At 71.4% G+C, this 14,775-nt stretch carries 13 protein-coding genes; 3 read left to right on the forward strand and 10 right to left on the reverse strand.

Annotation, left to right across the window (positions count from 1 at the left end):
• Nucleotides 1–46: 46 nt before the first annotated feature.
• Nucleotides 47–880 (reverse strand): response regulator, encoded by an 834-nt coding sequence (locus OG875_RS07915; protein WP_330173505.1) that lies wholly within the window; start codon nucleotides 878–880, stop codon nucleotides 47–49.
• A 115-nt stretch (nucleotides 881–995) separates the two neighbouring features.
• Here OG875_RS07915 and OG875_RS07920 point away from each other — a divergent pair, with 115 nt between their 5' ends.
• On the forward strand, nucleotides 996–2,576 hold the full coding sequence (locus OG875_RS07920; protein ID WP_330173506.1) for a sensor histidine kinase: 1,581 nt from the start codon (nucleotides 996–998) through the stop codon (nucleotides 2,574–2,576).
• Nucleotides 2,577–2,840: 264 nt separating this feature from the next.
• Entirely contained in the window at nucleotides 2,841–3,167 is a 327-nt protein-coding gene (locus OG875_RS07925; RefSeq protein WP_330173507.1) for a DUF3140 domain-containing protein, read from the forward strand.
• Nucleotides 3,168–3,183: 16 nt separating this feature from the next.
• On the opposite strand, the gene OG875_RS07930 is transcribed toward OG875_RS07925, so the two are convergent.
• The 9 genes from OG875_RS07930 to OG875_RS07970 all read right to left on the reverse strand — a co-directional run bounded on the left by OG875_RS07930 (nucleotide 3,184) and on the right by OG875_RS07970 (nucleotide 12,164).
• The gene (locus tag OG875_RS07930; RefSeq protein ID WP_330173508.1) at nucleotides 3,184–3,534 is read right to left on the reverse strand and encodes a hypothetical protein; all 351 of its coding nucleotides are present in this window, start codon (nucleotides 3,532–3,534) and stop codon (nucleotides 3,184–3,186) included.
• Complete coding sequence (gene ctaD / locus OG875_RS07935) at nucleotides 3,531–5,264, reverse strand: aa3-type cytochrome oxidase subunit I (protein WP_330177648.1); 1,734 nt, start codon at nucleotides 5,262–5,264, stop codon at nucleotides 3,531–3,533. Before ctaD ends, OG875_RS07930 begins: the two co-directional genes overlap by 4 nt.
• 399 nt (nucleotides 5,265–5,663) lie before the next feature.
• Nucleotides 5,664–6,044, reverse strand: coding sequence for a DUF6221 family protein (locus OG875_RS07940; RefSeq protein WP_330177649.1), 381 nt, complete (start codon nucleotides 6,042–6,044; stop codon nucleotides 5,664–5,666).
• Nucleotides 6,045–6,179: 135 nt separating this feature from the next.
• Complete coding sequence (locus OG875_RS07945; RefSeq protein ID WP_330173509.1) at nucleotides 6,180–7,085, reverse strand: CopD family protein; 906 nt, start codon at nucleotides 7,083–7,085, stop codon at nucleotides 6,180–6,182.
• 76 nt (nucleotides 7,086–7,161) lie between these two features.
• A complete protein-coding gene (locus OG875_RS07950; protein WP_330173510.1) occupies nucleotides 7,162–7,377 on the reverse strand; it encodes an EF-hand domain-containing protein in 216 nt (71 codons plus the stop codon).
• Between the two features lie 89 nt (nucleotides 7,378–7,466).
• On the reverse strand, nucleotides 7,467–7,976 hold the full coding sequence (locus tag OG875_RS07955; protein ID WP_443079079.1) for an ATP-binding protein: 510 nt from the start codon (nucleotides 7,974–7,976) through the stop codon (nucleotides 7,467–7,469).
• Nucleotides 7,977–8,434: 458 nt separating this feature from the next.
• Nucleotides 8,435–9,205: an enoyl-CoA hydratase/isomerase family protein gene (locus tag OG875_RS07960; RefSeq protein ID WP_330173512.1), complete on the reverse strand. Its 771-nt coding sequence runs from the start codon at nucleotides 9,203–9,205 to the stop codon at nucleotides 8,435–8,437.
• Nucleotides 9,206–9,458: 253 nt separating this feature from the next.
• Entirely contained in the window at nucleotides 9,459–10,703 is a 1,245-nt protein-coding gene (locus OG875_RS07965) for a L,D-transpeptidase (RefSeq protein ID WP_330173513.1), read from the reverse strand.
• 237 nt (nucleotides 10,704–10,940) lie between these two features.
• Nucleotides 10,941–12,164, reverse strand: coding sequence for a L,D-transpeptidase (locus OG875_RS07970; protein WP_330173514.1), 1,224 nt, complete (start codon nucleotides 12,162–12,164; stop codon nucleotides 10,941–10,943).
• A 204-nt stretch (nucleotides 12,165–12,368) separates the two neighbouring features.
• Here OG875_RS07970 and glgX point away from each other — a divergent pair, with 204 nt between their 5' ends.
• Nucleotides 12,369–14,765 (forward strand): glycogen debranching protein GlgX, encoded by a 2,397-nt coding sequence (gene glgX, locus OG875_RS07975; RefSeq protein ID WP_443079248.1) that lies wholly within the window; start codon nucleotides 12,369–12,371, stop codon nucleotides 14,763–14,765.
• Nucleotides 14,766–14,775: the final 10 nt, after the last annotated feature.

Raw genomic sequence — 14,775 nt, forward strand, 5'->3', positions numbered from 1 at the left:
GACCGACGCCGCGCGCCCGGCGGCCGTCGAGGCGACCAGGGCAAGGTCACGAGCGGGGCAGGCGCGTGGCTGTTTCGAGGAAGAAGTCGTCGATCCCCTGGACGGCCTCGATGAACTCGGTCAGGTTGATGGGCTTGGCCACGTAGGCGTTGGCGTGCTGACGGTACGCGCCCGCGATGTCGTCCGGGGCGGCCGAGGTGGTGAGGACGACGACCGGAATGCTGCCCAGGTCGGTGTCGTTCTTCAGGGCCGCGAGAAGCTCTCTGCCGTTCATGCGCGGCATGTTCAGGTCGAGGATGATCAGATCGGGACGCCCGTTGCCGGAGTCACGCAGGTATTCCAGGGCCGCGACGCCGTCGGAGACCTGGGCGATGTCGCGGGCCATGCCCCGTTCGACGAGGGCGTCCTCGATCAGCATGGCGTCCGCCGGGTCGTCCTCGACCAGAAGCACGCTGTAGGGCCGGTCGGCGGTGAAGGGATTCACGGTGGAACTCCTGTGCTCATCGGTGCGCAGTGGTCGCGAGGCGGGCCGGGCGGTGAAGACAAGTCCGGGCCAGCGCTGCCGCGCGCCCTGTCGGCTGATTCCCCAAGCGGCCCCGAGTTGGGGGTAGTTGGCGCCCGCGCGGGCCGCTGCGGCGGCCTCCTGCCGGGCGCATCGGTTCACGGCCCGGTTGAGATAGGCCAGTGCGCGGAGGTGGGCCAGGGAATCGCCGCCGGCCGGTTCTGCGCGGGAGCCTTCCGGTGCGGCCTCCGGGTGCCGCCCACGGTCCGCCGCTGCGGGGAGCCGGCCCACCATGCGTCGCACCAGTTCGGTCACGGCCTCCTCCGCCAGCTCGCTCAGTTCGCGTTCTTCGGCGGAAGTGGTGGCATCGGCAGGCATGACACGCATGGTAGTGCTCGTCCGTCCAGCCGATGACAACTGTTGTTGTCGGACAACGGTACACTCCGTGCGACTCGGCGTCTCCGTGGCCCGGGAGCAGCGAGGAGTACGCGCCGTGGACGACGAGGACCTGGACAGATCCCGCCCCTTCGGGACCCGGACCGGGGGTTTCAGGAGCTGGACGACCCGCCGGTGGGTGGCGGCCGGAACGACGGTGGCACTGGTGTTGCTGCTGGCGCTCGTCCTGTGCGGCTCGTGGATCTTCGCGCGCTCCACCGCCATCAACAACCATCTCGTGGAAAGCTCCTCGCCGGCCCTCATCGCCTCCGTCCGGCTGGAAAGCGCGCTGATCGACCAGGAGACCGGTGTCCGGGGCTTCGCCATGACCGGGCGCCCCGAGTTCCTGGAGCCGTACCGCACGGGGCAGATCCGCCAGAGGGCCGCCGAACGGCAACTGCGTGAACTGGGCGCCGGGAACCCCGAGACACTCCGGGATCTCGCCGAGGTGCGGCGGCTCGCCGAGCGCTGGCGGTCCCGGGTCGCCGAGCCCGCCGCGTCGTCCGTGAGCGACCCCGCGCGGATCCAGGAGCAGGCGGAGGCGGGCAAGGCGCTCTTCGATCCGCTCCGCACCGCGCTGACCGCCCAGCAGAGTCATCTGGAGAACCAGCGTGCCTCCGCACGCGCGGACCTGCTGGGCGCGCGCGCCCTGCGGAACTGGACCTTCGCGGCGATCGCCCTGGTGATCCTCGCCCTGGCCGGCAGCGTCGTCGTCGCCCTGCGCCGGGGGATCACCGACCATCTGGACCGGCTCTCCACCGACGTACGCACCGTGGCCGCCGGGGACTTCGACCACCCGGTGGCCGGATCGGGCCCCGCCGATCTGCGGGCGCTGGCGGCGGACGTGGAGGCCATGCGCGCCCGGCTCGCGGCCGAACTGCTGCACCGTGACGCCGCCACCGCCGAACTCGCCTCACAGGCGGCGGAGTTGAGCCGATCCAACGCGGAGCTCGAACAGTTCGCGTACGTGGCCTCCCACGACCTCCAGGAACCCCTGCGCAAGGTCGCCAGCTTCTGCCAGCTGCTGGAACGCCGTTACTCCGCGCAACTCGACGACCGGGCACGGCAGTACATCGACTTCGCGGTCGACGGCGCCAACCGCATGCAGGGGCTGATCAGCGACCTGCTGGCCTTCTCGCGCGTCGGCAGGCTGCTCACCGACCACAGTGCGGTCGACCTCGAAGACGTATTCGACCGCACGCTCTACGCACTGAGCCAGAGCATCGAGGAGACGGGCGCGCTCGTCACCCACGACCCGCTGCCCACCGTCGGGGGCGACCGCACCCAGCTCGGCATGCTGTTCCAGAACCTGATCACCAACGCGGTCAAGTTCCGCGCACCGGAGCGCGTCCCGCGCATTCACCTCCGCGCCCGGCAGACCGACGGCACCTGGGAGTTCGCCGTCGAGGACAACGGCATCGGCATCGCGCCCGAGTTCGCCGACCGCATCTTCGTCGTCTTCCAGCGTCTGCACACCCGCGAGCGGTACTCCGGCAACGGCATAGGTCTGGCCCTGTGCAAGAAGATCGTCGAATACCACGGCGGGACCATCGCCCTCGACCCCGGCCACACCCCCGGGGCACGCTTCGTCTTCACCCTGCCGGGCGACTCCCGGGCCGTGTCCGCGGAGTCCCCGTGACGTCCCAGTGACGTCCCCGCCGCCCGAACCCGTCACCGGAGTCGCCCCGGGATCGCAGCTCGGGAGTGTGACCAGGGCGGCGGACACCCCAAGGCCACGCAGCAGGAGACCGCCCGGGGCGGGCTCGCGGTGAACATCATCGAGTGCTGAGGGTGGCGGGGCCGGGTGGGTGCGTCCGGGTCGCGTGCGGCGGGTAGACGCGGTAGCGACGTACCGGGGGGAGGGACTCCGTCCGCCGCGGCAACGACCTCAGGAGTGAACGACATGGCCGGCATCTCCGCACTCGAACTCGAAACCCTCTGGACCGAATTCCACGAGGTGGTGAACATGACCTCGCAGGAGATCGGCGCGGTTCTCCGGACGGACGCGGGCGGTGACGCGGACTCTCCGTGGACGCGCAGGGGGCTGCGGGTGCTCGCGATCCTTCAGAAGCGGCGCGACGAGCTGACCGAGGACGACGTACGGGTGATGTACGACGTGGTCGAGAGCGTCGAGGACTTCGCACCCGGGGAGGACGGCGCGCCGGGACCGGAGCAGTTGATGCGGACGGGCCACGACCCGTCGCGGTCGGGGGCCCGGGGGTCGCTGTGAGGCGCCTCGGGCCCGTTCAGCGCGGCGCGTGCCACAGGAGGACGCAGCTCGCGCCCAGCAGCGTGGCGAGGCTCAGACAGAGCAGACGGCGTTTCAGCTGCTCGTAGCGTGCCGAGTACTCCGCACGCAGTTCGGCGGCGCGGGCCACCACCAGTTCCAGGGCGCGGCGGGAGATGTCGATGTGGTCCTGGGTGTAGAGGCCGACCACCTCCTCGTGCTGCGCCGTGGTCAGCCACGGCATGCGGTCGGCGAAGGCCACGGCACTCTCCTTCGCCTCCCGCACCCGGCTCTGCGCCAGCAGATAGCCCTCCAGTTGCTGGATTCCGGCCGATGCCTCGCCCGGTGACGGTGAGGTGCCGCCCGTCATGACCGGCCCTTGTCGTCCCCCAGTGGCGGGAGGACGCCCTCGCCGGGCTCCACGATGTCCCTGCGGCCGTCGTTGTGCGCGTCGTCGAGGGCGGAGACCTCCGGGTGGTGCAGGTCGAACGCCGGGGACTCGGAGCGGATCCGGGGCAGGGTGAGGAAGTTATGCCGGGGCGGCGGGCAGGAAGTCGCCCATTCGAGTGAACGGGCGTAGCCCCACGGGTCGTCCTCCTTGACGAGCTTGCCGTACTTGGCGGTCTTCCAGACGTTGAAGAAGAACGGCAGCATCGACAGCCCGAGCAGGAAGGAGCTGATGGTGGAGATGGTGTTGAGCGTGGTGAATCCGTCGGCGGCGAGATAGTCGGCGTAACGGCGGGGCATTCCTTCGGCGCCCAGCCAGTGCTGGACGAGGAACGTGCCGTGGAAACCGATGAACAGCGTCCAGAAGGTGATCTTCCCGAGCCGTTCGTCCAGCATCTTTCCCGTCATCTTCGGCCACCAGAAATGGAATCCGGCGAACATCGCGAACACCACCGTGCCGAACACGACGTAGTGGAAGTGCGCGACGACGAAGTACGAGTCCGAGACGTGGAAGTCCATCGGCGGCGACGCCAGGATGATGCCCGTCAGACCGCCGAAGAGGAAGGTGACGAGGAATCCCACCGACCACAGCATCGGTGTCTCGAAGGAAAGCGAGCCTTTCCACATCGTGCCGATCCAGTTGAAGAACTTCACCCCGGTCGGCACCGCGATCAGGAACGTCATGAAGGAGAAGAACGGCAGCAGCACACCACCGGTGACGAACATGTGGTGGGCCCAGACCGTGGCGGAGAGGCCGGCGATGGCGATCGTGGCGCCGACCAGGCCGATGTAGCCGAAGATCGGTTTACGGCTGAACACCGGGATGATCTCGGTGACGATGCCGAAGAACGGCAGGGCGATGATGTAGACCTCGGGATGCCCGAAGAACCAGAACAGGTGCTGCCACAGCAGCGCGCCGCCGTTGGCCGCGTCGAAGATGTGGGCGCCGAACTTCCGGTCGGCCTCCAGCGCCAGCAGCGCGCCCGCGAGTACGGGGAAGGCGAGCAGCACCAGAACGGCCGTCAGGAGCACGTTCCAGCAGAAGATCGGCATCCGGAACATCGTCATGCCGGGGGCGCGCATGCAGACGATGGTGGTGATGAAGTTGACCGAGCCGAGGATCGTGCCGAAGCCGGAGAAGGCCAGCCCCATGATCCACAGGTCCGCGCCGATACCGGGTGAGCGGACGGCGTCCGACAGCGGCGAATACGCGAACCAGCCGAAGTCGGCGGCGCCCTGCGGGGTGATGAAACCGGAGACCACGATGATCGAGCCGAACAGGTAGAGCCAGTAGGCGAACATGTTCAGCCGGGGAAAGGCGACATCGGGGGCGCCGATCTGGAGCGGCATGATCCAGTTGGTGAATCCGGCGAACAGCGGCGTCGCGAACATCAGCAGCATGATCGTGCCATGCATCGTGAACGCCTGGTTGAACTGCTCGTGCGAGACGATCTGAATTCCGGGACGGGCCAGTTCGGCGCGCATCACCAAGGCCATCACCCCGCCCAGCACGAAGAAGGCGAACGAGGTGACCAGATAGAGCGTGCCGATGGTCTTGTGGTCGGTGGTGGTCAGCCATCTGATGACGACATTCCCGGGTTCCTTGCGGCGTACCGGAAGCTCGTTCTGATAGGCGTCGTCGCCGCTTTCCAGCGGGGCGTCGACGTCATATCCGGGCTGTGCTGCCACACCAACTCCAGTTCAGTCACCGACCACCGACGCGAACCGCAGGGGCCGGCGGGGCATACCCAGAAAAATGCTGATGATTACGCCCGCAATCTAGGCCATGCCGGGGCCCCGGACCGCCGGAGAAGGGGGCCCGGGGCCCGGTTTCACACGTTCGTGGGGCAGTGCGGTGCCCGGGTCGACCGTGCGGAGATGATGATCTTTTAAGTGGCCGTCAGCGTGTCGGCGTACGCGGCCGACTCCGGCGACGCGGGGGCGCACCGGGGCCCGGCGGCCGGGCTGCCGCGCCCCGGTTCGCCCGCCGGGCCCCCGGTCACGCGCCGGGCGGGGCTCCCCCGTCACCCGCCCGGCGGGGCTCTCCGAACACTAACCCGTGAACCTCGGCAGCCACCGTGCCTGGTAGTCGCCGTGCCCGGCGTGCTCGGCGGCCATCTGCCGGACGACGAAGCCCAGCCCCACGGCGCGGCCGGACGGGTAGTCGTGCTCGGGGCGGTCGACGTCCAGGTGCGCGACCTCCGCGTACTCGCCGAGGAGCACCCGGCTCGTCTCGATCCGGCGCAGCGTCCTGGCCGGGTCCTGGAGGGCGATGTGGCGGTCGTACCCCTGTGTCCGGACGCTGAACGAGATGCCGCCCGTGCGGTCGTGGACCTCGCCGGGCGCCTCGGGCGGGCACCGCCAGTGCTCGCCGCCGGCCTCCCGGGCGACGTGCTCCTCCTCGTCCAGGCGTGCCCGGACGAAGGCCAGCATGTTCACGTTGTCTGCGTTCACGTTCCGGATCCCTCGCCGTACTGCGTGTCGTGCTCGTCCACTGGGTCCCCCCGAGGATGCCGCACCGGGGCACGGATCGGCACGTCCACGCCCCGGAGCGCCCTGTCGGCGTGCTCAGCGGGTGCTGATCCAGTGCGGGTCGGGGACGACCGTGAGGACGGCGGAGAGCAGCAACACGGCGGCCAGGACGGCCAGTTCGGCACGGGCCGCGCCGTGCGTGTCACCGCCGCCCAGCAGCCGGCGGCGGGCCGCGAGGGCGAGGAGGCTCGCCACGGCGACGAGGGCGAGCTTGGCGATCAGTACGCGGCCGTACGCCGACGTCAGCACCACGTCGGCGGGCAGCCGGCGCAGCGTGGAGACGGCGCCGGTGGCGGCAAGCACGGCCAGCGTCCAGACGGCGCCGCGCGCGTAGCGGGTCAGCACGGCGCGGGCGTCCGCCGGGGTGGCCCGCCGCAGCCACACGGTGCGCAGGGCGTGGCAGAGGCCGCCGGCCCACAGGGACGCGGCCGTCAGATGCACGACGGTGAGCGCCGTGCCCAACTCCGGTGAGTACGGCTCCGGATGGGCGCGTACCGCCTCCGCGACGATCACCGCGGCGAGCGCGAGGAGCGCCGGGCGCGGGCGGCGTGCGGCGGCGCACCAGGCGGCGAGCAGGAAGCCGTTGGCCATGACGAGCAGCGGGACGCCGTCGCGGGTGCCGTACGCCGCCGCGAGGTCGAGGTCGCTGACGGCCGCGAGGACCACGATCTGGCCGGCCGAGGCGGCGGCCCCGGCGAGCGCGGCGGGCAGCGCCAGGGAGCGGGGCAGGGTTCCGGCAGGGGCCGGGCGGGCGAGCGCGGCACCGGCGAGTTCGCCGAGGTGCAGCGCGAGCGCGGTGAAGACGGCGGCGCGCAGGAAGGAGGTGATTCCGGCGGCGGGTATGCGCAGTTCACCGGTGCCGCGCGCGGCGAGGTCCACGCCGTACAGCAGGACGAGCAGCGAGCACCCGGCGCCGAGGACGAGTCCGGCCGTGGCCCTCACCGCAGGTCCGTCCGCCGGGGCTCACGGCGCCCGGTGCGGGCGCCGTGAGCCGGACGGGGCCGCGCCCGGGGCACGCTCAGTCCTTGGCGCGGGACGCGAGGAACTCCTCGAAGGTGAGGAGTCCGTCGCTGTTGGAGTCGTGGGCGTTGATGACGGCCTGGGCGACGGTCTCCGTCACGTGGAAGTCGCCGAGCTGAGCCATCGCGCTCTTGTACTCGGACGCGGTGATCAGTCCGTCGCCGTCCGCGTCGAACCGGTCGAACGCCCTGCGCGCCTCTTCGATGTCCGCCACTGCTTCCGCCCCTTACTCGTACCTACTGACGAAGGTCAGATTATCGGCACGTCGTAGCGGTCCCGGCGGGGGTCCGGCCTGGGGATCCCTCACGGGTGGCGGTCGGCGACCCGCATCTCGAACCAGGTCGTCTTGCCGCGCGGCAGCAGATCGACGCCCCACCGGTCGGAGAGCTTGTCCACCAGGAACAGACCCCGGCCGCTGGTGTCCAGCTCGCGCACCGGCAGCAGGCAGGGCAGTCCGCGGGAGGGGTCCCGGACCTCGACCCGGATCCAGCCCCGGCGGCGCGCCATGCGCAGGCCGAACATGCGCGCCCCGGTGTGGCGTACGGCGTTGCCGACCAGCTCGGAGACGAGCAGGACCGCGTCGTCGGCCATCTGCGGGGGGAGCGACCACTGGTGCAGCATCACGATGCCGGTGAGCCGGCGGGCCGCGAAGGCGTTCTCGGGGCGGGAGGCCAGGCGGATTTCGCCCTCCGTCGGATTGCCGAACAGTTCGAGGACTCCGCGTGCCTGTTCGTCCTCGACGGCGGGCGTCAATCGCGTGGCGGCCACGTCGCCGCCGTGCCGCGGTTGTTCCACACCTTCAAGGCCCGCCATGGGTCCATCATGGCTGCCCAGACGGGCCCTCGGAGGCATTCCGGGGGAATCGGGACCCCTCGGAGCCCCGTCCGCCGAGGCCAGCGCGGCATATGCCCCCGGCACTGATCCGCTCTCATTACCCACCCTGATCTGCGATGACACCCCACACACGAGTGATCACCGGAAGTGATCAACGGCCCCGCCTTAAGGTGGACTTAAGGCGGAGCCGAGCCGGGCACCAGGTTGACGCACGTGCCCTCGCTGTCGATTCATCGACCCCGCCGGCACTGTTCCGCCGACACTCGAACCACCATCGGTCGGTCGGCACCGATCCGTCGACACGCGGATCTTCCCCGCGCGACTCCTCCCCGCGCGGATCTTCCCCGCGCGACTCCTCCGCGCGCGGCTCCGTCACCGGCAAGGTGCGGAGCCGTGCGCACCGGAGGCCGAGCGAACCGGCCCCGGCCGCCCCGCCGTCAGCGGAACGTGGCCTTGCCCGGCCCGTCCTCCACGAAGCTGCGGATGCCGCGCTCCCGGTCCTCGGTGGCGAACAGGCCCGCGAACCAGTTGCGTTCGATCGCCAGCCCCGTCTCCAGCTCCGTCTCCAGGCCCGCGTCCACGCATTCCTTCGCCGCCCGCAGCGCGAGCGCCGGCCCCTGCGCGAGCTTCGCGGCCCACGCGTGCGCCTGCTCGTACACCTCGCCCGCCGGTACGACACGGTCGACCAGCCCCAGCGCGAGCGCCTCGGGCGCCTTCACCTGACGGCCGGTGAAGATGAGGTCCTTGGCCCTGGACGGGCCGACGAGCCGGGCGAGGCGCTGGGTGCCGCCCGCACCCGGGATCAGCCCGAGCAGGATCTCCGGCTGCCCCAGCCTGGCGTCCTCGGCGGCGATCCGGAAGTCGGCGCACAGCGCCAGCTCGCAGCCGCCGCCCAGCGCGTAACCGGTGACGGCCGCGACCACGGGCTTCGGGATCCGGGCCACGGCCGTGAACGACTCCTGGAGTTCCCGGGAGCGTACGACCATCGCCGCGTGGTCCATGTCGCGCATCTCCTTGATGTCCGCGCCGGCGGCGAACACCTTCTCCCCGCCGTAGAGGACCACGGCCCTGATGTCGTCGCGGCGGCCGGCCTCCGCGGCGAGGTCACGGAGCCGGTCCTGGATCGCGATGTTCAGCGCGTTCATGGGCGGACGGTCGAGCCGGATGGTGCCGACGCCGCCGGAGACTTCGAGATTCACAGATGACATACCTGGGAGGTTAGCCAGTGCGGGCGGGCCGGTGGCGGTCGGCCGGTACGGGTCGGCCGCCGGGCACCGGGCCGGGCGGGCCGGCCGGTGCGACGGGTCGTCGCGGGCTGCTGCGTACGACGGGCGTCGCCCCGCATTTCCAGCGCCGGCCGGTGCGACGGGTCGTCGCGGGGCGGTACGCCACGGGCCCGGCGCACCCGCGTGGGGTGTGCCGGGCCCGTCGGGCCGGGGCGGGGGAGAGCCCCGCGGCGGACTACTTCGTCCACTCCGCCCAGGGCATGTTCCAGCCGTTGAGGCCGTTGTCCGGGGCGATGTTCTTGTCGTTGGAGTTCTTCACGATCACCACGTCGCCGATGATCGACCGGTCGTAGAACCACGCGGCCGGCGTCGACTTGTCGTAGGCACCCCGTACGTCGCGCAGTCCGACGCAGCCGTGGCTGACGTTCTGCGAGCCGAACGTCCCGGGCGACGCCCAGTAGTTGCCGTGGACGAAGGTGCCGGACGTGGAGAGCCGCATGGCGTTCGGGACGTCCTTGATGTCGTACTCGCCGCCGAAGCCCACCGTGGCGCCGTTCATCCGCGTCACCTTGTGCTTCTCGCTGATGACCATCTGACCGTTGTACGTGGTGGTCGCCGGGGCGCCGGCCGTGATGTCGATCTTCCTGATCTGCTTGCCGTCCTTGACGATCTTCATCGTCTTGGCCTTGGCGTCGACCGTGGAGACCATCGAGCGGCCGATGGTGAACGACACCGTCTTGGCCTGCTTGCCGTAGACCCCGGGCCGTCCCTCGACACCGTCGAGGTTGAGCTCCACGGTCACCTTGGTGCCCGCCGCCCAGTACTTCTCGGGCCGGAAGTCGAGCCGGTCGTTGCCGAACCAGTGGCCCTCGATCGGGACCTCCGGCACGGCCGTCACCTTGATGGCCTTCTCGACGGCCCCGGGGTCGGTGATCCCCCGCGTGAAGTTCAGTGACACCGGCATGCCGACGCCGACCGTCGAGCCGTCCTCGGGCGTGTAGTGACCGATGAAGGTGTTCTTCGGTACGAGGGTGGTGAAGGTGGTGTCCTTCGCCGACACCCGGCCCTCGGAGTCCTTGGCGATCGCGTGCACCGTGTACTTCGTGGCGCCGGCCAGATGGCGGGCCGGCTGCCACGCCGTACCGCCGGCGGCGATCGTGCCGTCGACCGCTCTGCCCTTGCTGTCCTTGACGGTGACGGTCGTCAGTTTGCCCTTGGCCGCGCCGATCTTGAGCGCCCCGCTCGTCGCGACCGACGTCGCGCCGTCCTTCGGAGCGATCGTCACGACCGCCTGGGAGGCGGCGTTCTCGACCTTGCCGCCGTCCTTGCCGCCCTTGGCGTCACCGCTCGCGCCGGAGTCGCCGCCCCCGCCGCACGCCGTCACGAACAGCAGCAGGCTCCCCAGCGCGAACGCCGTCGGTCCCCTGCCCCGTCCACGGCCGGCTGTCGCCGATGCCCCCGATATCGGCTGCCCGTTCAATGGTCGTCTCCCCTCACACGGCCTGGCCCCGCCACGGCCTCGGAGCCGGGTGCCTGGACGCACGACCGGGCTCCGTACCCCCGCGCGCTTTGCTCGCGCGCACGGCGCTAGACAATCACACCGGGGGCCGTACGGGACTCCCCGGGATTGTCACCGTTCCGTTCCAACGTCCCCTGGAATCACGGACGGTCGCGCAGGTGGGGGTGGGTGCGCCGGGAATCGCGGGGCGTCCGCGCGTCAGCCGGCCAGGGCGGAACCCGCCTTCCACTTCGGCCAGTCGAGGTTCCAGCCGCCCAGTCCGTTGTCCGGAGCGACGGTCTTGTCGCGGGAGTTGACCACCTCCACGACGTCGCCGACGAGCGTCCGGTCGAAGAACCAGCCCGCCGGGGTGTCCGCGCTGCCACCCTTCACGTCCCGCAGCCCGACGCACCCGTGGCTGATGTTGCGGGAGCCGAACGTGTCCGGTGTGGCCCAGTAGTTGCCGTGCAGGAAGGTCCCCGACGTCGTCAGCCGCAGCGCGTGCGGCACGTCCTTGATGTCGTACTCACCGCCGAAACCGACCGTGGCGCCGTTCATCCGCGTCACGTCGTACAGCTCCGTGACGACCATCTTCCCGTTGTACGTGGGGGTCTTGGCCGCGCCCGCCGTGATCGGCACCGTCGAGACGAGCGCGCCGTCGCGCCGTACCTCCATGGTGTGCTCCTCCGCGTCGACCAGCGACACCTGGGAGCGGCCGACCGTGAAGCCCACGGTCTTCCGCTGGATGCCGAAGACCCCCGGCGCCGCCTGGACGTCCCGCAGCCGCAGGTCGACCCCGACCCGGGTGCCCGGCTTCCAGTACGCGCGCGGCCGGAAGTCCAGGCGCCGGTCGCCGAACCAGTGGCCGACGACCTCGACCGGCGGGTCGGAGGTGACCCGGATGGCGCGCTCGACGGCGGCGCGGTTCACGACGGCCCGGTTGAAGTCGAAGGAGACGATCATGCCGGTGCCGACGGTCGACCGGTTCTCCGGCGAGAAGTAGCCGATGAACCGGCTTTTCGGTACGGCGGTGGTGAAGGTCGAGTGGCGGGCCGAGCGGCGGCCCCGGCCGTCGACGGCGACCACCTCGACGCGGTACTTGGCGGCGAGCACCAGGTCCGCGCCCGCCGCCGGTCGCCACACCCGCCCGTCGTCGGAGATCCGGCCGGGCAGGGCCGTGCGCCGCGCGTTCTCGACCCGCGCGACCTCGACCCGCTCCAGCCAGCCGTCCGGGACCCGGATCTCGACCGGGTCGTCGCGCCGGATGTTCCCGGCGCCGTCCCGGGGCGTGATCCGGATCGTGTCCCCGCTCGCCGGGGCCTTGCTCTCGGTGAAGGTCCCGCCGACGGCGCAGCCCGCCGCCCCGGCGAGCCCCGCCATCAGTCCTGCCCAGGTCAGGGCGGTGACGAGGCCGGTCCTTGCGCGCTTCAGTACGTGTGTCACGACCCGCCCAACGACGACCCCCCTCGGAGGGAAACGTGAGTGCGGGCCTTCCGGCGGGCAGAACCTGGGAAGGACCACGCGCGGGGCAGCCACGGCCGGGACGCCGGGGCCGCCGTACGGGCGTGGCCGACGAGCCGGGAGGGCCTCACAGTGGCGAGCGCAGCCGAGCAGGAGACCGTGCGGGAACCGGTCCCGGATCCGATGATGGGTCACGTGACAGATCCGGTGGAAGAGGTCGGGACGGCGGGCGGGACGCCGGGCACGGGGGCGGGCGGGGCGGCGTCCCGGGCCGGGGCGGGCCCGACCGGGGGCACGACCGAGGCCACGCCCGGGGCCGGGCGGGCCCCGGGGGCCGCCCGCCGGGCCGGCGCGTCCGCCGCTCCCCCGCCCGACGTCTGGCCGGGGGCGCCCACACCGCTCGGGGCGCGCTACCGCGTGGGCCCCGACGGGGTCGCGGGCACCAACTTCGCCCTCTGGGCGGGCGGCGCCGAGGCCGTGGAACTGTGCCTCTTCGACGACGCTCCCCCGGCGGCGCCCTCCGTAGGAGGAGACGCCGACGACGCGCCCTCCCCAGGAGACGGCCTCGTGGAGACCCGGCTCCCGCTGACCGAGCTGACCCACGAGATCTGGCACGGCTTCGTGCCCGGGATACGCCCCGGACAGCGGTACGGCTTCCGGGTGCACGGCCGCTGGGACCCCTGGACCGGCGCCCGCTGGAACCCGGCGAAGCTGCTGCTCGACCCGTACGCCCGCGCCGTCGACGGCGACTTCGGGCTGCCGCCCGAGGTGTACGGCCATGTGCGCGACTGGCCGCAGCGGCAGGTCGCCGACACGGTGCGCGACGAGCACGACTCGGCGCCGTACGTCCCCAAGGGCGTCGTCGTCCACGACGAGGCGCCGGACGACGAGTGGGCCGACGACCGGCGCCCCAAGACGCCCTGGGCGGACTCGGTCATCTACGAGCTGCACGTGCGCGGCTTCACCATGCGCCATCCGGGCATCCCCGACGAACTGCGGGGGACGTACGCGGGCCTCGCCCACCCGGCGGCGATCGACCACCTCGTACGGCTCGGGGTGACGGCGGTCGAGCTGCTGCCGGTCCACCAGTTCGCGCACGAGGACCATCTGCTGCGGCGCGGTCTGCGCAACTACTGGGGCTACAACTCCATCGGCTATTTCGCCCCGCACGCCGGCTACGCCGCGGGCGGCACACGCGGGCAGCAGGTCCGCGAGTTCAAGCGGATGGTGCGGGCCCTGCACCGCGCGGGGATCGAGGTCATCCTCGACGTCGTCTACAACCACACCGCGGAGGCCGGCGAGCTGGGCCCGACGCTGTCGCTGCGCGGCATCGACAACCGGGGCTACTACCGCCTCCAGCAGGACGCCCGGCGGTACACGGACTACACCGGCTGCGGCAACACCCTCGACGTCGTCCAGCCGCAGGTCCTGCGGCTGATCACGGACTCGCTGCGGTACTGGGTGACCGAGATGGGGGTCGACGGCTTCCGCTTCGACCTGGCGGCGGCGCTGGCCCGCTCGATGCACGACGTCGACATGCTGTCGCCGTTCCTCGCGGTGATCGCGCAGGACCCGGTGCTGCGTCGGGTGAAGCTCATCGCCGAGCCGTGGGACGTCGGCGCGGGGGGCTACCAGGTCGGGGCGTTCCCGCCGCTGTGGACGGAGTGGAACGACCGCTACCGGGACGCCGTACGGGACTTCTGGCGCGGCGCCACGCCCGACGTACGGGATCTGGGCTACCGGCTCTCCGGGTCGAGCGACCTGTACGCGTGGGGCGGGCGGCGGCCGTACGCCTCCGTCAACTTCGTCACCGCGCACGACGGTTTCACCCTGCGCGACCTCGTCAGTTACGAGCACAAGCACAACGAGGCCAACGGCGAGGGCAACCGGGACGGCACGGACGACAACCGCGCCTGGAACTGCGGCGCGGAGGGCGAGACCGACGACCCGGCGATCGACGCGCTGCGGCGCAGGCAGCAGCGCAACCTGCTCACCACCCTGCTGCTGTCGACCGGCGTGCCGATGCTCGTCGCGGGCGACGAGATGAGCCGTACGCAGGGCGGCAGCAACAACGCGTACTGCCAGGACAACGAGACCAGCTGGATCGACTGGTCCCTGCTCGACCGGCCCGGCCCGCACGGCCTCCACCGGCTCACCAGGCGGCTGCTGGCCCTGCGGAACACCCATCCGGTGCTGCGGCGCCGCGCGTTCTTCTCCGGCCGCGCGCAGGCCCCCGACGGGCTGCGCGACCTGGCGTGGTTCCGGCCCGACGGGAAGGAGATGACCGAGGGGGACTGGTACGCGCCCGCCTCCACCCTCGGCCTGTTCCTGTCGGGACGCGACATCCCCGGCCGGGACGCACGGGGGCGGAAGATCACCGACGACAGTTTCCTCGCGGTGCTCCACTCGGGCGCGGAGCCGGTGGACTTCGCGCTGCCGGGCCCGCCGTGGGCGCGGTCGTACGAGGTGGTCGTGGACACCTCGTACGAGGACCAGGAGGAGGAGCCGGGGACGGTGCTGGACGCGGGGACGGTGACGACGGTGCCCGCGCGGTCGGTGCTGCTGCTGCGGGTACGGGGCTGAACGACCCCGC

This window comes from Streptomyces sp. NBC_01498, from assembly GCF_036327775.1.
Lineage (GTDB): Bacteria > Actinomycetota > Actinomycetes > Streptomycetales > Streptomycetaceae > Streptomyces.